Annotated in this window: 16 protein-coding genes and 2 pseudogenes; 16 read left to right on the forward strand and 2 right to left on the reverse strand. The window is 63.9% G+C overall.

The window, feature by feature from the left end:
• The first annotated feature begins 23 nt into the window (after positions 1-23).
• From JS82_05220 to JS82_05285, 14 genes are all read left to right on the forward strand, one after another.
• The gene (locus JS82_05220) at positions 24-1355 is read left to right on the forward strand and encodes a phage portal protein (protein ID QHK17533.1); all 1332 of its coding nucleotides are present in this window, start codon (positions 24-26) and stop codon (positions 1353-1355) included.
• A complete protein-coding gene (locus tag JS82_05225) occupies positions 1330-2181 on the forward strand; it encodes a hypothetical protein (GenBank protein QHK17534.1) in 852 nt (283 codons plus the stop codon). The genes JS82_05220 and JS82_05225 overlap by 26 nt, the downstream gene beginning before the upstream one ends.
• A 44-nt stretch (positions 2182-2225) precedes the next feature.
• Entirely contained in the window at positions 2226-3038 is an 813-nt protein-coding gene (locus JS82_05230) for an HK97 family phage prohead protease (protein QHK17535.1), read from the forward strand.
• Between the two features lie 2 nt (positions 3039-3040).
• A complete protein-coding gene (locus JS82_05235; GenBank protein ID QHK17536.1) occupies positions 3041-4162 on the forward strand; it encodes a phage major capsid protein in 1122 nt (373 codons plus the stop codon).
• The gene (locus tag JS82_05240) at positions 4162-4506 is read left to right on the forward strand and encodes a hypothetical protein (GenBank protein QHK17537.1); all 345 of its coding nucleotides are present in this window, start codon (positions 4162-4164) and stop codon (positions 4504-4506) included. Before JS82_05235 ends, JS82_05240 begins: the two co-directional genes overlap by 1 nt.
• A 77-nt stretch (positions 4507-4583) precedes the next feature.
• Positions 4584-5117 carry a hypothetical protein gene (locus JS82_05245; GenBank protein ID QHK17538.1) on the forward strand — a complete coding sequence of 178 codons (534 nt, stop codon included), beginning with the start codon at positions 4584-4586 and terminating at the stop codon, positions 5115-5117.
• The gene (locus tag JS82_05250; GenBank protein ID QHK17539.1) at positions 5114-5767 is read left to right on the forward strand and encodes a hypothetical protein; all 654 of its coding nucleotides are present in this window, start codon (positions 5114-5116) and stop codon (positions 5765-5767) included. The genes JS82_05245 and JS82_05250 overlap by 4 nt, the downstream gene beginning before the upstream one ends.
• Complete coding sequence (locus JS82_05255; GenBank protein QHK17540.1) at positions 5768-6196, forward strand: hypothetical protein; 429 nt, start codon at positions 5768-5770, stop codon at positions 6194-6196. It begins immediately after the preceding gene.
• Positions 6183-7082 (forward strand): hypothetical protein, encoded by a 900-nt coding sequence (locus JS82_05260; protein QHK17541.1) that lies wholly within the window; start codon positions 6183-6185, stop codon positions 7080-7082. Before JS82_05255 ends, JS82_05260 begins: the two co-directional genes overlap by 14 nt.
• Positions 7083-7084: 2 nt before the next feature.
• Positions 7085-7726: a hypothetical protein gene (locus JS82_05265; protein QHK17542.1), complete on the forward strand. Its 642-nt coding sequence runs from the start codon at positions 7085-7087 to the stop codon at positions 7724-7726.
• A 1-nt stretch (position 7727) separates the two neighbouring features.
• A complete protein-coding gene (locus JS82_05270; GenBank protein ID QHK17543.1) occupies positions 7728-8129 on the forward strand; it encodes a hypothetical protein in 402 nt (133 codons plus the stop codon).
• Positions 8126-8806, forward strand: a complete 681-nt coding sequence (locus JS82_05275) for a hypothetical protein (protein ID QHK17544.1) — start codon at positions 8126-8128, stop codon at positions 8804-8806. The genes JS82_05270 and JS82_05275 overlap by 4 nt, the downstream gene beginning before the upstream one ends.
• Positions 8806-9147 (forward strand): hypothetical protein, encoded by a 342-nt coding sequence (locus JS82_05280; GenBank protein QHK17545.1) that lies wholly within the window; start codon positions 8806-8808, stop codon positions 9145-9147. The genes JS82_05275 and JS82_05280 overlap by 1 nt, the downstream gene beginning before the upstream one ends.
• Before the next feature lie 4 nt (positions 9148-9151).
• Positions 9152-14329 (forward strand): hypothetical protein, encoded by a 5178-nt coding sequence (locus tag JS82_05285; protein QHK17546.1) that lies wholly within the window; start codon positions 9152-9154, stop codon positions 14327-14329.
• On the opposite strand, the gene JS82_05290 is transcribed toward JS82_05285, so the two are convergent.
• On the reverse strand, positions 14320-14733 hold the full coding sequence (locus JS82_05290) for a hypothetical protein (GenBank protein QHK17547.1): 414 nt from the start codon (positions 14731-14733) through the stop codon (positions 14320-14322). The genes JS82_05285 and JS82_05290 overlap by 10 nt on opposite strands.
• On the reverse strand, positions 14720-15760 hold the full coding sequence (locus tag JS82_05295; GenBank protein QHK17548.1) for a restriction endonuclease: 1041 nt from the start codon (positions 15758-15760) through the stop codon (positions 14720-14722). Before JS82_05295 ends, JS82_05290 begins: the two co-directional genes overlap by 14 nt.
• 919 nt (positions 15761-16679) lie before the next feature.
• Between JS82_05295 and JS82_05300 the strand changes: the two are divergent.
• Positions 16680-16852 (forward strand): annotated as a pseudogene (locus JS82_05300) (phage tail protein).
• A pseudogene (locus JS82_05305) lies at positions 16853-17122 on the forward strand (hypothetical protein).
• The last annotated feature ends 990 nt before the right edge of the window (positions 17123-18112 follow it).

The following is an 18112-nucleotide window of genomic DNA, read 5'->3' on the forward strand; positions in this document are numbered from 1 at the left end:
GGTCCCGTGAGCTAAACGGGCGCATGGGCCTTTTCGACCGCATCATCGGACGCAAATCCGTCAGTGACGACGGAGCATCCTACGACCCCGGAGAGTGGCACGAGCTCGGAGTCTCGGACACGTCCGGATTCGGCACCTATCATTCACAGATCAGCGCGGGATACTGCGACAACCCTTACATCGCGAGATGCGTCGACCTCATCGCCGACACCGTCGCATCCCTGGAGCCCATCGTCTACGACTCCGAGGGCAATGAGGTCCAGGAGCAGAGACTCAAGGCCCTCCTGAACCGCCCCAACACACTGGACTCGTGGCAGTCCTATGTTTTTGAATCGACCGCTGACCTCGTCCTAAACGGGAACTGCTACGGTCTGGAGGTCGTCACGATCCGCGGGGTCGAGGAGATATGGCCCATCGCCCCCGACCACATGGACGCGGAGACGACCGGGGACATGATGCGCCCTGTGAGGATGTGGACGATCAGCAACGGCAACGGGGCCATCAGGGCCCCGCCCGAGAGGATGATCCATGCGCACCGCAAGCTGGACACCGAGGGTGTCTACGGGATCTCGCCGCTGAGACCAGCGGGAAGGTCCATCAAGCAGCAGACCTCGGCACGCAAATGGAATCAGAGCCTCATGGACAACGGCGCCAAACCCTCGCTGGCCATCGAGGTCCCCGAGCGCATGGAGCGCTGGCAGTTCGAGGAGTTCATGTCCCGCGTCAAGGCCAACCATGCGGGCACGAGCAAAGCTGGGTCCACGATGGTCCTTGACGGCGGAAAGAAGCTGTCGGGGAGTGCGGGATTCAACGCCCGCGATATGGATTACTCCCAAGGCGTCACGACCTCGGGGAGGGAGATCGCTATCGCCCTGGGGGTCCCTCCGGAGCTTGTCGGAGACAGCGCGAACAAAACGTACAGCAACGCCGCCGAAGCGAACAAGGAGTTCGCACTCCACACCGTCGTTCCCTACGCCAACCGCCTCTACGGGGCCATCTCCTCGAAGGTCTGCCCGTTCTACCCGGGCGTCGCCCGCATCGGATTCGACAGCTCGCAGATCGACGGCATGAGAGGCGACGAGGCGGCGATGATGGCCGCACTGCAGGCCAGCACATTCCTGACGGTCAACGAGAAGCGCCAGCGTCTCGGCTTCGAGCCCGTCCCGAACGGCGACGTGATCCTGACGGGCATGGGCAACGTGCCCCTGGAGGAGGTAGCGACACCTGTCGGGGACCTGATGCCCACGGTGGACCCGCTGGCCGACCTCGCGGGAGGTTCCGACCCCCTGAGGACGCTGGCGGAGACCAAGCCGAGGGAAGAGGGGCAGGATGACCCGCTCGCCGCTCTCCTTTGAGTTCTGGACGCCTCCCATCGAGGGTGTCAAGGCGACCGTCGACCACAGGCCCAGCGCACGCGAGGCGGTCGCACAGCAGTACGCCGCCGAGGTCCTGCAGAACCGCTATGAGCGCTGGCTCCAATGGCACTACTCGCGCATCCTCGCGTCCATACGCAGGGACCTGGGATCCCTCGACCACGTGCCGGACATGACGGAGGTGGCGGTCATCGTCACCCGCTACGACTCGGACCAGATGGACGTCCTCCGCAGGATGTGGCTGCAGGTCTATCCCCAGGCGGCGGCCATGGTCATCCCCGACGACACCCTCAAGAGCCTCCGCATGAGGGAGACGAAGGCGGAGCTCACACCGGAGCAGCAGAGAATCCTGCAGTGGATCGAAGAACAGCTCGGGGTCAACGTCAACGCCATGTCCACGTACACCATGAGCATCATCGACGCCATCCGCATGCAGTCCGACGGTCCGGTGGACTTCATGAACAGGCTCCAGTCCTCAGGGCTCTTCACAACGGCGAGGGCGAGGCGCATCGCGGTCACCGAGACTAACTCCGCAGTGAACCAGTCCATCGCTCAGTCCGCGGAGGAGGCCGCCGACGGCAGGGAGATGGTCAAGACCTGGAGGACGTCGGGCAGGACCAACGTGAGGGACACGCACCGCGTCATGGCGGACATCACGATCCCCAACGAGGAGTTCTACCGCGTCCCCACCCGCAAAGGGGGCATCGACCTGATGATGTACCCGGGGGACAGGGCGCACGGCGCCAGCCCGGAGAACTTCATGAACTGCCACTGCAAGAGCTTCCCCAGACTGGCCGAGTACGAGTGATTCTCGATTTTCGTTTATAAGGAGCATGCGATTTTTACATAGACATGGTCGAAGTGAAAGGCTGTGTCTGCACCTCACTCAAGGCGCTCCCCTCTTCGGATTCTTCGAGGGGACGCTTCGAGGGCGATCTCTCGACCTACGGCAATGTGGACCTGGGCAACGACGTCTGCGAGGCGGGATGCTTCGACAGATCCGTCGCCGAGAAGGGAACCCACTACCCTCTCCTGTGGCAGCACCGCGACGATTCCCCCATCGGGAGCTTCGACGTGACGAGCACCCAGGGGACGCTCCGCATCAAGGGGGAGTTCAACCTCGACACCCAGCTCGGTCGTGAGGCGTTCTCCCTCCTGAGGCACGGGGACGCCTGCGGACTGAGCATCGGATACCGTTGCAAGGACTACCGCTACGACGACCAGGGAATCAGGCACCTTCTCGACCTCGACCTCGTCGAGGGCTCATTCGTCACTTTTCCGATGAACGAGCAGGCACACGCCTGGCCAGCCAAGAGCAGGAGGCTACGCATGAGCCGCTACGCCGGATGCGCCTTCATCAAAGCCATGTCCGAGGACGAGCGCAACGCCGCACTCGCCGAGCTGGACGAGCTTGACAAGGAGGCCACAGAACAGGAGGCCCCGAAGGACCCCGCCAAGGAGCCGGACCCGGCCCCCGCACAGGATGTTCCGTCGGAGGAGCCGAAGGAGCCCGAGAAGGCCCCCGACACGCCGCCGACACAGGACCCTCCCGCAGCACAGACAGAGAACACGGACGACACGGAGCAGTCCGAGAGTGAGGTCGCCAAGGTCTTCCGCGAGGTGGGTCAGGCGCTGATCGAGCTCCGCAATCTGATGGAGGCATAATTGTGACCACAGACATCATGGAGGTCGCATGCGGCCTCAGATCGGACATCACGGGCCTCGTGACCGATTTCAGGAAACAGAAGCAGGCCCAGGACGAACAGTACGAGAAGCTGGAGAAGGCCATCGCCGACATCCAGAGAGGACAGCAGCTCCAGGCGGTGCCCGGACCCGGCTCCATGCAGGTGTCCGAGGGCTCCAAGGCCATGATCGAGTACCTGAGGACGGGCAACGCGCCCACAGTCCAGTTCGACGAGACCGGAAAGAAGAGCGCAACCGTCAACAACCCGCCCAACGGCGGATACTTCGCCGTGCCCGACTTCCAGTCCCGTGTCATCCAGAAGATGTACGACCTCAGTCCCATGAGGCAGATCTGCGAGGTCATCAACGTCAACGGCAACATCGCGGTCCTGCCCTACGAGGTCAGTCCTCCCAAGGGCAAGTGGGTCGGTGAGACCGAGAAGAGGGACAAGGTCAGCGACGCCAAGCTCGGCGTCGCGCAGATCCCCGTGAACGAGTACATCATCAAGACAGGGATCTCCAACACCCTCTTGGAGGACAGCAACCTCGTCGGCATCGAGGAGTACATCACAAACTCCGCATCCCAGGCCATCGACAGGGATGTCGGCGACGCCTTCGTGACCGGAGACGGGGACAGGAAGCCTATGGGTCTCTACAAAGACAAGAGCCTCAAGACCGTCCCCACAGGCTCCGCCAGCGCCATCACCACCGACTGCCTGTTCGACGCCATGGCGGCCGTCCCCAACGATGCGCTCCGCAACGCCAGGTGGACCATGAGCATGGCCACCTTCCTGGCCTTCGTAAAGCAGTTCGGGAAGGACAGCACGTACTACAACATGCCCCTCGGCGAGGGATTCCCTGCGAGGATCTTCGGATACCCCGTCACCTTCGTCAACGCGCCTAAGGTCGCGGCAGGCAACATCGTGGCAACCTTCGGGGACCACTTCAACGCCTACAAGATCGTGCAGAGGGTGGGACTGCAGTACCAGCGCGACACACTCACGGGAGCGGACGACAACCTGACCTACACCAGGTTCAGGACGAGGGTGGGAGGCATGCTGGTCATGCCTCAGTCCGTCGTCGGAGTCAAAGTGGGGGCGAGCTGATGGCACGCAGGGCATGCAACGGAGGCAACGTCCCCTACGAGTCCGGAGAGGAGATCGACACCGTCGGCTTCGGCATCGTCACCATCTACATGGTGGGGACTGCCGCGTCCGCGACCGGAACAGTGACCGTCGGTGACACCTCCGGCAGTCTTTCGGCCTGTCCCGCCGCGGACCTCATCAACCCCGACACAGGCGAGCCCATCGAGCTCTCCGGAGGGGACGGCGACAGGCTGGTGGCATCCTACATCGGACCGTGCAGGTACGTCGAGGTCACCTTCGCCAACGCCACCGGACTGGTGGTCGTCGAGGAGGCCGCCAAGACCACTCCCGACCCCATCGAGTGAGGATCATAGAGACATCGCTCCAAACCCCTTACCGGCCCTTCGGGGTCGGTTCAATATTTTCACATTCACGAGGACACATGACAAGCATCTCTGAGCCCCTGGACCTGCCCGAAGTTAGATCTTACCTCGCCATGGATGACGACGACCAGACGCAGGACGCCATCCTGTCCGAGTCCATATCCTTCTGCCGTGACCGTCTGGAGGCGGTTCTCCCCTACTACCTGGCCGACCGCGAGGTCGCCCTGAAGAAGAGCCTGTGCGCATGGTGCCTGACCCCCTCGGTGGGATTCCAGCTCAGGGGCCCCGTTCTCAGCGTCGACGAGGTCACGCTCGCCACGAGGGACGGTCTGGAGATCACCGTGTCACCCAAGTGCTACGTGGAGTTCGACGGAGAGCTCAGCATAGACCTGAGGGCGGCGGTGGAGGGCATCGACCCCCGGCCCGTGCCCATAGGGGTCACGGTCAGGTATCACGCCGGGGCGCATGTGCCCCCGGTGGTGAAGAACGCCCTGCTGATGATGGTGAAGAACCGCTACGAGCGCAGGGACGAGGATCCTCTGACCGATGCGGTCATGTCCTCGGTCTTCTCCGAGACGAGGCCGAACATATGACCGCCAGCAAGGTCTACGTCTCGGATCTCGGCGAGCTCGCAAAGGCGTTCGGGAAGCTGGCGGACGAGTGGGAGCACATCGCCGAGTACGCGATGAAGAACGCCCTGCTGAGGACGGGATACTACGACCGCGTCTGGCAAAGGACGCCGAAGTCCGACCGCAACAGGTACGCGGCGAAGTACCGCGGCGTCGATATGGTCGTCAAGAGGAAGGGGAAGGAGAACGACCCCTCGTCCTGGAAGACGCAGATCCCCCGCAAGTGGGAGAAGGCCGTCCTTTCCTGGGCGGAGACGCCCCGCGAGCACGACAGGCGCGCCAGGGCGGTCCAGAGGCTCAACGAGTACGGGATGGAGAGGCTGGCCAACTCAGTCCTGCCCTACGGCAGGGATTCCAAGTCCCTGCAGGTTCGCAGGCGCCAGGGGACGATCGAGCTCGTCCTCTCGTCCTCGGTGCCCTACGCCGCAAGGATGCACGAGGCGAAGAAACCGAGGGAGGGCGAATACTGGACTCCCGGCGAGGACTCCGGATGGTCGGCGTCCCGCACAGGGAACAGGTATCTGGACAAGCCCCACGAGGAGCTTCAGGACAAGATTCTCAAGGAGTTCGTGAAGGGAGTCGACCAGAGGCTCCGCAACCTGGGGCTGATGTGAATGTCGGCATCAGTCGCTCATGACATCGCCGTGCTGATCTCGGAGCTCGGGTACGGCGAGCTCGGCAAGGGCATCTACGACCCGCAGCTCCTCGCTCTGAGGAAGCCCGTCCACGGGGTCCTCGTGGAGCAGCGCAACACCGCCCCGATGCCGGACGTCCTCAACGGTGACGACGTGCTGTACGTCAACATCCAGGTCAGGGGAGAGGGAGGCGGCGAGAAGGGCAAGCGCGCCGCTTACGACAAGGCGATGGCCATCTACCGCGATCTGAGGCTCGTGATGGACAGGACCATCGACGGAACGTTCTACGAGCTCATCACGCCCGACAGCGCTCCCTACGAGGTGCAGGATGGGCAGTTCTACGATTATCTTTTCGGGTTGGAAGTGACCCGCTACTTTCTGGAGGATGTAACCGATGGTAAGGACTAAAGGCGACCTGTGCGGGCTCACCGTCCGCACCGAGGCAGTGTACGGCGAAGTGAACGCGAACGGGGCGAGCGCCTATGCAGGCACCACCCTGACCCTTTCGGACGGCGGCGAGGCCACCAGAGAAGGCATCCAGGGATGCGGCTCCAGGGTCGACGTCGACAGCATGGTCATCAGCACCAGCGCGGGATACTCCGCGACCTTCAACATGGTCAGGGACCAGGATTGGGAGGACTGGATCGAGAGGGCCGTCGGAGGTCTCTCCGGCGTGCAGAGGGAGCTTCCCAGCTTCGACACCGCCGTCCGTGTGGATCCGAGCACCATCCACCTGTGGACCGGGTGCAGGGTCAACACCCTCGGCATCAGCGCCGCATCGGTGGGAGCCAAGCTGGAGTTCTCCGTGTCCACGATGGCGAGGTGGCACACCAAGACCCCCTTCGCGGACAGCGACGGCACTGCCATCACCCTGGACACCGTGCCCATCCCTACGGGCATCCCGATAACGTTCAACCGCCCCTGGGAGTACAGTACCGACGGCTCGCAGTTCCACAGGATCCCCGCCAAGGCATTCAGCCTTAGCATCAGCAACAACCTCAGCGCCGACCCCGGCGTGTCCGACGACGACGGCACCGGGTACGGACTGGAGGCGGGGGAGGGCTCCGCGGCGCAGGACTGCACCATCACGCTGGACCTGACCATCACGTCAAAGGACAACACGTGGGACGACCTCAGGATGGCGCTCACCGACGGCATGACCTTCAGGACGGTCATCGACGGGCACACCGTGACACTCACGGGGTGCTCCCTCGGCCTCGCGGGTCCGGACAGGTCCCAGGGGCAGTACGACGAGACCATAGCCGTGACCGCCCTGGACATCACGGTGGTGTGAGCATGGAGTCGTGGGACTTCCGCGACCTCGTGACCGGGGATGCGGTGCCCGACCCCATGCAGGGGACGGTGCCGATCTGCGAGCTCAGGAGGGAGCACCTTGTCCGCTACGTCCTCAGGACGAGCAAGGGCGTCATCGTCCTCCGTCACATGCCCCTCAGGCTCCGCAGGGTCATAGACATGGCATCGGCGAAGCTGTACCCCGAGAGGGCGAGGATGCTCCAGGAGGCGCAGATGCTCAGGCCCTACTTCGACGGCATCCCTCCGGAGGATGTGGAGCCTGATGCGAGGAGGCGCATGGAGGAGATCTCCCTGCAGCTCCAGGTCACGGACATGGACGCCCTCGGAGTCATCGTGGCACCCGCGCTGGCCGACATGGAGGACTACGAGCGCCTTTACGAGTCACTTGATGAGGGCGAGAGGATCCAACTGTCCCTCGCCGTCAGGTCGCTGGCGAGGCCCATCCCTCCCGATCACATCGACAGCACCCAGCTGGAAATCGAGAGGGCCAACGGCATCACGAGGATGGACGACGACATGCTGGACATGCTCACGGTCAGCCAGGCGGCCTACTGGGTCGACCGCATCAACAAGGAGAACAGGCGCACCGAGGAGATGGCCAAGAGGCTCCAGGGGAGGCGCTGACATGGTCGGGCTGGACGTCATCGGCGACGTGTCCGGCATGTGGCAGGAGGGCGTGGCCAACGTCGCCTCGGGGATGAGCGGGATGGGAGCGGACGAGCTCGGCACCACCACGCAGGTGCTCGCAGACGCCCTGGACGTCTTCGCCGGAACCGCCAGCATCATCAGCATCCTGGCATCGGTCAAGGCTGCGAGGAACAGCATAGACACCGCTCAGGTGGTGGCGAGGGCGTCCGCCCTGGCAGCCAACCCCCTGACGTGGGCGTGGCTCGCAGCGGGTATCGGAGCGGGCGTGGCGACGGCGGCGTTCGCCTACGGCATCACCCGGAACTACCAGTTGAAAGCCAATCTGGCCAACCCCTCCGAATCCCTCGCCACGGCGCTCACAGTGGGGGCGGTCACATGACCGACCTCCAGAAGACGATTGAATACATCTTCAAGCTCTCGAACGATGTGACGGTCAGCGCCAAGCAGGCCAGTGAGTCCACCCAGGAGGCGGACGTGCATGTGAAGAACCTGGAGCACTCGCAGGAGAGCCTGCAGGACACCATCGACATCACCACCGACAAGATCCGCACGGCGGAGACGCAGACACGCACCTCCACCGACGCCATGGAGAGGGAGCTCCAGGACGCGAAAAAGCAGGCGGAGCAGCTGGACCTTGTCGCGCAGCTCACCACCCTCATGGGCATCCGCGAGGGCGTGAGCGCGGTCACCGGGGGCATCATCGGACTCGGCATCGTGTCCGACGAGACGGCGCAGGACCTCCAGAAGGTCAACGCGGCGTTCTCGGTCATGGCGGGCGCCGTGACCTCGATAAAGGCCCTCCAGGCGGTCATGACGACACTCAACGCGACGGAGGCCGTGGGCACCGTCCTCGCAGGGCTGAGGACCGCCCTGAGCAGTCCCGCGGGCATCATTGCGGTCGGAGCGGGCATCGGTGCCGCCGCAGGTGTGGCGGGTGCCCTCCTGATGACTTCCAACAACACCACAAATAACAGCACTACCATCAATGTCACCGATTCCACGCCCCAGCAGTCGGTGAGCGAGATCTACCAGGTCGTCGGCGGGGGTGCCCTCTGATGGCACGTATCACAGTGACCAGGGGGGGATCGTCCACCAGCCCGATCGTGTGGGTGAGCATGACCCCGTGGACCTCCGCGCCCATCACCGTCCACGTCAGCGTGCCCGGGGGCAGGGGGCTAGGTCTCACGTTCTCGAAGGGGAGCGACAACGCGGTCACGACGGTCACGGGCAGGGTCCCGTGGACGACTGCGGGACAGCAGGCCTTCGACGCCCTTCCAGGGAGCAAGGTGACGGTCACCAACGGTATCGACAGCAGGACGGGGACGGTGACGAGCGTGACGCCCACGGAGCAGAGCCCCGCGTGGATTGCGTTCTCCATGAGCGTGACGGAGGACTGAGAGGATGGCGGGCACATACACCGGAGGGAGCAACGGAGGCTCCCAGAGCGACCCCTACGACGCCATCAGCTGCGACGTCAGGAACTTCTACGACAACGTCTACACCGTGTACGTCAAGAGCGGCGCGAGCGTCAGCATCGCCGGAGCGACGACGATTGGAAGGGCGCAGGTCGACAGCGTCTCCCCATCTGGGGGGCTGTCCCTGTCGGGCGCATCCGTGTCGGGGACCATCACCCTGAGCAGCGGCACCATCACCTTGGGGTGTACGTACAACATGAGGCCCTACGGCAGGACCTTCACGGTCAGGCTGATCGTGGTGGCCACCGAGGTCAAGGTCACATATATCGCATTCGGGGGCGAGGGACAGGTCTACTCGAACAGCGATGCGTCATTCGTCGCCACGGCGTACCCCACCAACGCGACCGATCGCCGCCTGACGTTCTCCAAGGGTTCGGGGTCGTCCTATTTCAGCATCGTGTCCACCACCCAGCAGAGCGACGGATGGAGGGTCACGATCCACGCCAACAGCACGACCGTGGAGCGCTCGTGCTCAGTCATAGCCACGGCGATGGACGGCAGCGGGGTGTCGGAGGAGTTCGCGTTCACCATCCTCCCCGAGGAGGATCCCACGATCTACGTCGACACCATCACCCTGACGGCGTCCAACTACAACCCGGTGGAGGGCAACACGGTCACCATCTACGCCAACTGCAGGCCCACCACCGCGGAGGACAGGACGGTGTCCTGGTCCATCGACTCGGGAGCCGCCGAGCTCCCCACAGTCCGCGGAACCACCAGCGTGCAGGTGTGGTCGGACACCCCCGGCACGTCTGTCATCAGGGCGACCGCCAGGGACGGGGGAGGAGCGACCGAGACCATCTCGATCACATGGAGGGAGCGCGTCGACGCCACATCCATCACGCTCACGGGCACCGAGCCCATGTCGGGCTACTACGGGAGGCTGGAGATCGAGGAGGGGTCCTCGGTGGACCTCACCGCCACAGTCCGTCCGTCAAACACCGACGACAGCCTCTACGCGAGGGACAGCACCACCGCGTTCTCCGCGTCCGTGAGGCAGACGGGGTCGAATGTGGGCACCAACAGGTACGAGGTCACCGTCTACGGGGCCTCAGTGGGCTCGGGGGAGTTGACGTTCTACGCCGGGAACGTAGAGATCGTCGTGTGGGTCGACGTCGTCCCAGCGGTCCACTACGTCGAGGACATCGTCTTCCCGTACAACTTCGACACGGAGTTCAAGCCCGGAGAGAACAGCGGCAGCATCACAGCCCAGGGCCGTCCCATCGACGCCGAGGACAGGAGGCTCACCGCCACGGTCGTGTCGGGCGCTCAGTACGCCCACGTGCAGGGCCTCAACACCTCCGCGTCCGGATGCACCTTCCAGGTCGTAGGTGACGCCGTGGGCGTGGCCGTCGTGCGCGTACAGGCCCTCGATGACGGCGGGTACTACGAGGACATCACGTTCAACATCATCGAGAAGTACCTCTCCAAGGGCATCAACTGGTCGCCTCTCTCGGGAGCCACGTTCTACGCCGGGAGGCAGGACACCGCCACCATCAACGGGCTCGCTGAGGAGACCGTCACCGTGGAGGTCGTCTCCGGAGGTGCCTATGCCACGGTGTCGTCGACACCGCAGGGTCTCGTGACCATCACGGGGATAGGGCCCGGGCAGATCACCCTCAAGGCCACGACCTCGGACACGGGGCACACCGCGACCGTCACCTACGTCATCAGCGACGAGTGGCCCTACGACGAGGCCGTGACGATCACATTCACAGCGGGCAACTACGACAACTACGCCGTGTGGCACACGGGATATAGGATCCATGGCGGCAACTACTCGATAAACCTTCAGGAGGAGCTCACATGGGAAGGGGCTTCGACCATCCCGCCGTACAGCGAGTCTACCCTCGTCCAGAGCAGCTACTCGGGACTCGGCCCCATGGGACTGGCCTCCGAGGTCGGGACGAGGATCGTCTACATGACCGACATGACCACGGGCTACACGATAAAGTACACCATCGTGGTCGAGTACGCCGGAGAGTGGACCAAGACCATCCACTTCGATGCGAACCTTCCTGCGGGAACCTTCCTGACCTCCCCCGTGCCAGACGACGTCGTGAAGGAGAACACAGGGGATGAGGCGGAGCTGGAGATCCCCACACAGACACCGGCATGCTCCGGCTACATGTTCTGCTATTGGGACACCCGTGAGGTGACGACGATCGCGCCCGACACTGTGGAGAAGGGATTCCGCAATGCCGGCAGCAGGGTGAACGTCCTCGGAGAGGATGTCACAGTGACTCTCTACGCCGTGTGGTTCCCCGTGACCGAGGGCATGACGGTCACATTGGGCTCATCCTACGGCATCATCGTCGAGACGAGCATCCCGTCGACCATCGAGGTGGATCTGGAACTCCCGAGCATGGGGGACACGGACGCAACCCGCTTCCCGATGTCGTTCTACTCCTACAGCGATACGGTCGATGGCGTGCAGGTGAAGTCGGGCAGCACCGCTCTGACCAATGGGATGACCGTGTCATCGGGCAGGATCTCCGTCGTCGGAACCCCGACCACTCCAGGCCAGGACATGCGCTTCGCCCTCGACGATGCCAGGGAGGTGATGGTCAGCTACGAGATCACGGTCTCCGACGGTCCGGAGATCCCGGTGGACTCGGAGGGGTGGTTCGTCCTGGACGCCAACGGGGGCACCTTCCCGACCGGGCAGAGCCGTGTCACCATCACGGTCCCCGACGGATTCTACAGGCTCCCCGACTCCACGGTGGTGGACCGTCCCGGCTACGTCCTGTCGGGCTGGCAGGGATCCTATACAGGCAGCGCCGCCATGGGCTCCACGCAGACCACGCAGGAGACGTGGACGGCTCAGTGGACGGTCGACACCAGGGACTACGACACATCCGTGCTCCACGCCGCCGTCAGGATCTACCGCGAGACCGACGAGTGGATCGACGTCACCGACATGCACCCGCAGGGGGGCGAGGCGAGGATCACCGTCGCCGAGAACCAGCCCGGCACGGCGACGTTCTCGGTGGTCAACGACCCCTACACGCCCTCGAGGCGCATCATGTCCCCGACATGCAACCTCTGGAGCTCCGGAGGGCAGGGAAGGGTCTCGCAGGGGATGTACGTCCGCATCGACCGGATCGGGGACGACGGCACGCTCTCCTACCTCTTCGACGGGTTCATCACCACCATCAAGGTCAGCACCGAGAAGATCGACATCGAGTGCGGGGACTGGCTGACCTTCCTGTCCAAGACGGGGGCCACGTACCGCAGGAACTTCTACGGGGAGTCGAGGACCAGCGCCCTCTTCGACGCCACCTACAACTCGTCGGACGGGCTCAGGGCGGGGGTCTCCACCGTGCCCCCCGATTTCAGGATCGACGGCCAGCCCGCCTGGAAGATCCTGACGACCACCGCGATGGAGGGCTCCGAGCTCACCACCCTCCTGGGAGGGGGGACGGTGGACTATCCGACGGTCTCCTACACCTTCCCCGTCGCCGACCAGGACACCATCGACAACGTCTCCATCCATCTCCGCTACATGGGACAGGACCTCCCCGGAAACTACACCTTCGGCGTCCGCATGACGCTGAGGTCGGGGCAGAGCTCCGTGTCGAGGTCGTGGACCAGGTCCATCACGGGCACCACAGAAGAGGACAGGCAGTTCTCCAACCTCGGGCTCACCGTCACTGGTGACAGTGTCACCATGACCCTGGAGCTCGCATCGTTCTCCGGATCGGGAGGCTACGGGCAGGTGCAGACCTATCGCGGCTCCGGGTCGGGGACGCTCACCAGGGGCGAGATCGTCTATGAGGACACCGCCATCAGGATGTCCTATGCCACAGGCGTCTGGAGGGACGCCACCCTCGGCGAGAGAGTCAACGGCTATATGCCCGTCCTGAGCATCGACGGCGTCAAAGACCTCACGGACGCATCCCTCTACACCCCGTCCGAGGACAGGGTCAGGATCCCGTACATCACGGGCTCCCAGGCGGTCGGCTCCATCATGGAGTCCATCGCCCACGGCATCGGGCTCATCCCCATGCCCGTGGACGTCATGGGAGGGGATGCGGAGCTCGTGATGTTCAGGACCGGGGGCGGGTACGCTCTGGACTATCTCCAAAAGCTCGCCGATGTGGTGTCCTCCGCGGGCCGTAGGAGGGCGTTGATGGTCAGGGGGTACACCACACCCGTCTTGGTCGCGTCGTCGCGCCACGCGCTCGCTGACGCCCCTTCCGCGCACATACGGTACGGAGGGGACGAGGTGACCGCCTCGGCGGAGGTCATCGCCTACTCCTCATTCGCCCCGTCGATAACGATGAAGAACCGCCCCAACCTCTCGATGGTCAGGGGGACCATGTCCACAAGGGGGGACTCCGAGAGCGTCCCGATCATGGTCGCCGTGGAGGACTCCGACTCGACCGAGAGAAGGCACGGGATGGTGGTGGAGAACGTCACAGCCGACGGGTCTGTCAACGGCCTGCTCGACGCCGCCAACGCCGCATGGGCGAAGCTGTGCGAGTCCGACCTCGACGAGTGGGAGGGCACCGTGACCCTTCCGGGCATCAGGAGGGACATGATCCCGGCGTCGGGCATCTACGCCGGGTCGGGCGTGTGCCTGGACGTCACCGACTCCACCATGGGCATATCGTCGGCGCGTGTGCGCGCCCGTCAGATCGTGCTGGACTACAACACATGCACCACGCAGATCACGCTGACCAACCGCAGTCTGGCGTACTCCTCGGGCATCTCCGAGACCACGGCGATGGCCAGGACGTCGGCGGACGTGGCCACGGGGGACAACAGCACGACGCTGTTCAACACGCAGTACGTCCGCGTGAAGACGGACACGCCCCAGAGCATCGAGACGAGCGGGAACACGGTCATAGGTATGCTGTCGGACGGCACCCCGTTCGACTTCTCGAACGTGTCCGTGCTCCAGCTCCCCAACGGCAGAAGCGTCCTCGTGGCCACCGCGCCCCCGGACGGGGATGTGCACGCGCCCGATGATAAGCCATACGATGTTGTGTCAGTGACGATCAACAGCGGGGAGAGGCTGAACATAAGGAAGAGCATCCGCCCTGACTACTATCAGGGCCAGACGCTCGTGTTGAATGTGGATTTCCCGACTCAGAGCTGAACGGCGTCGATGTAGGAGGGGAAGACCACGCGGAGGTTGTCCTCGATAAAGGCGAAGTCCTCGCCATCAGGATAGTCTAGAATATACGAGAACCGGACCCACTCACCTGCGCCCCACGACCTCGTGATAGGCTCCCCGACCCTGTTCGACAGGATCTCATCCCCGAGGTACATCTCAAGGCTCCCGGCAACGACACCATAGAACTCGACCGTGAAACCGTAGCCGTCGGGGTACTCCGTCAGCTTGAGCCTGTACTCGATGGTCTGGTCGGCCTCGGCGGGCGTGTCCCCGCCGTCCCCTCCATCCTTCCCGTCGTCATCGCTCACCGACAGCCCGATGGCGAACCCGACCGCCACGAGGATCACGGCGATGCCGACGACTCCGAGCAGCTTACTCCCTTCCACCCTCGTACCTCCTGATCGCCGCGATGATCTGCTCGCGGTGCCTGTAGATGTCCGACAGCTTTTCGATGGGTTCCTTGACCTCCTCCTTGGTCTCATACGTGCCGATGTACCAGTTGGACGTGTTGAGATAGAGCCTGCAGACCTGCTGGCGTATGGTGTCGTCCAAGAGGATGTTGAAGTAGGACTTGTTGTCCCTCGGCACCAGCCTCTCCGGGTCCACAAGCTCCGCGGCGATGGCCTGAACGATCCTGAGGCCCGCGAGCTCGTCGTCGGTGGTCTCGACGCCGTCGGAGCTCCCCTCGGGAAGGTCGGCGGGCTCGTCGCTGATGGCGTTCTGCAGCCTCGTGTTGACCCGCTCCGTGAAGTATGCGCGCAGTCCGTCCCTAACCATCGGCGTGTACTTCTCCAGCACCTTGGCCTGTATGGGGCCGTCGTGGACCTGCCTGATGAAGTATTTGACCAGCTCCTCCGGCGGGTCGTCGAACGCCCTTGCGATGGCTTCCTGCAGCTGCCTCCTCTCGGCGAGTGCCTGGATGGACGGCATGAGGGCGTCCATGTCGAACGCCTCCCTGCAGAACTTGGCGAGCTGGTTCTCCTGCCCCGGCTTGAGATCGAGCAGGTTCACGGTCAGGAAGGGCACCAGGTCCATCTTGTTCTCGGCCTCTGTGTCGGAGAAGAAACGGTACTCCGTGCCGTTCGTGAGGATCCCGATCTTCGCCGGGCACACGGCGAAGTAGCGGAACAGCTGGCTCCCGTGCCTGTCCAGTGGCATGCCCGCGGGCTTGCATTCGATGAGGATGATGGGCTCCCCGTCCCTCTTGATGGCGTAGTCGACCTTCTCCTTCTGCTTCGTCCCGACGTCGGCTGTGAACTCCGGTGTGACCTCCAGGGGGTTGAAGGGGTCGTATCCCCAGGTCTGGAGCATCGGCACGATCAGCGACATCTTCGTCGCCTCCTCCGTCTTCACGACAGCGACCCTCTGGCGGACGGTCGCGGTGAGCGCGGCTAAGTCTTCTGTGAATCCCATGCGGGGAGGATGGCGGTCTAAGGCTTTAAGGGCGAGCCTGTCGGACCATCTAAATAACGCCGTCCCGATGTCATCTCACCCATTCGGTCGGGCGCTCTCTATCTCGGCCGTGTTGGTCATCTCACCTCCGACAGGTACCTCATCCCAGGGCCCGGTCTGTTGGGGTTGTCACTCCGGGCCCAACCTTCGTTTATAAACACCTCGACCCTCGCACACATGCAGGCATTTTCCTCCTGTGGACGGCTCAATGTGGATCCTTCGGGCACCGGGGCCGTCTGATTCAACCGATCGGTGCCCGAATCTTCGTTTATAAGGTTCCGCAAGGCATTCGCTTTCATGCAAACGATCACCCTGACCTTCGACCCAAAGAGCCGCATCCTCACGGCGGACTCCGAGGGAGCCGGCACGGTCATCGACGACACCGCGGTCACTTTCAAGCTGAACGCGGTGAAGGACGTCCCCGAGGGCTCCACATTCGAGCTCGTCTGCGGGACCGTCCTCGGCAACGCCGGGCGCCGCTACCACCCTGTCCTAAGATTCTCCGACGACCTCACCGTCGGCCTGCACCACCAGATCCTCCAGACATGCACCGGGGGCACCCTCCCGATAAGCCTTAGGATCACCATGCCCAACCGCGTGGTGCTCGGCTCCAGGCAGCTCATCCTGGGCGTCGCGGTCGTCCCCGACGCCTACAAGGACCTCACCGGGGCATACGGCGACGTCCTCATGATGAGGACGGACGGCTGGGACTGGATCGAGGACTGGACGTACATGAAGGACTCCGTCGTGGTCCACGACGGGCGTTTCTGGATCTCGCAGGCAGACGACAACGTCGGCAACGAACCCTCCGACGACGACACGACCAAGTGGCTCGTGGTCGGAGTGGACGGTCTCAGCCCGACCGTGGAGTGGGAGGACGATGTTCTGGTCGTCACCGACGCCGAGGGCGAGCACAGGTCCCCGCCCCTCACGGGACCGCAGGGAATCCAGGGGGACAAGGGCGACACCGGGCCCGTCGGTCCGCAGGGTCCCAAGGGGGACAAGGGCGACAAGGGGGACACCGGAGCCACGGGAGAGCGCGGACCGCAGGGAATCCAGGGGATACAGGGACCCCAGGGAGAGGTCGGTCCCCAGGGGCCTCAGGGCGAGAAGGGGGTCCAAGGCGATCCCGGAGTGTCCCCGACGTTCGAGTGGCAGGACACCGTGCTCGTGGTCACCGACGTCAACGGGCAGCACTCTCAAGACCTCGAAGGCCCGCAGGGACCGCAGGGAATACAGGGGCCTCAGGGACTCAAAGGAGACACCGGGGAACAGGGACCGCAGGGAATGCAGGGTATCCAGGGACCCAAGGGGGACAAGGGCGACCCTTTCTCGGTCTCCAAAGTCTACGAGTCCATCGACGCGATGAATGCGGGGTATGCGACCGACGGCGTACCCATAGGAGGCTTCGTCGTCATCACCACGGGCGACGTCGACGACGAGGACAACGCCAAGGTCTACTGCAAGGGCGACACCGCATACGAATACATCACGGACATGTCGGGAGCCCAGGGAATCCAGGGACCCCAAGGAGAGCAGGGACCGCAGGGTCCCGTCGGCCCCCAGGGTCCGAAGGGAGACACAGGGGACGCCGGGCAGATGGACACTGCTCTCGATCCCGACAGCACCAACGGAGTGCAGAACAAGGTCATCACCGAGAACATCAACCGCATCGACACGGAGCTCGACACCAAGGCGGCGTCCTCGGATCTGACTTCACACACATCCAACACCAGCAACCCCCATGGCGTCACCAAGGCGCAGGTCGGTCTGGGGAACGTGGACAACACAGCAGACGCGGACAAACCCCTCAGCACACCGCAGTCTCATGCGGTGGACACCAAGCTCGCCGCATACGTCCCCATCACCAGGACGGTTAACGGGAAGACCCTGGACACCAACATCTCGCTGGGGGCGTCCGACGTCGGGGCCCTGCCGGAGGACACCCACATCCCCGACGACGTGACCGTGGACGACGCCCTCTCCGGGACGTCCACCAACCCCGTGCAGAACAAGGTCGTGAAGACCGCCCTCGACGGCAAGGTCCCGACCGGCAGGAAGGTCAACGGCAAGCAGCTCAGCACGGACATCACCCTCGCGGCGGCGGACGTGGGAGCACAGCCCGCAGGGAACTACGCCCTGAAGTCGGAGATCCCTGACGTGTCCGACTTCATCACGGACTCCGAGGCCGAGGCAGCCTACCAGCCGAAGGGTGATTATGCCCTCAAGAGCGAGATCCCCGACGTGTCGGGGTTCGAGACGTCCTCGCACGCCTCGTCGACCTACGCCACGAAGACGGAGCTCACGAGCGGA

Source organism: Methanomassiliicoccaceae archaeon DOK (assembly GCA_009911715.1).
Classification (GTDB): domain Archaea; phylum Thermoplasmatota; class Thermoplasmata; order Methanomassiliicoccales; family Methanomethylophilaceae; genus Methanoprimaticola.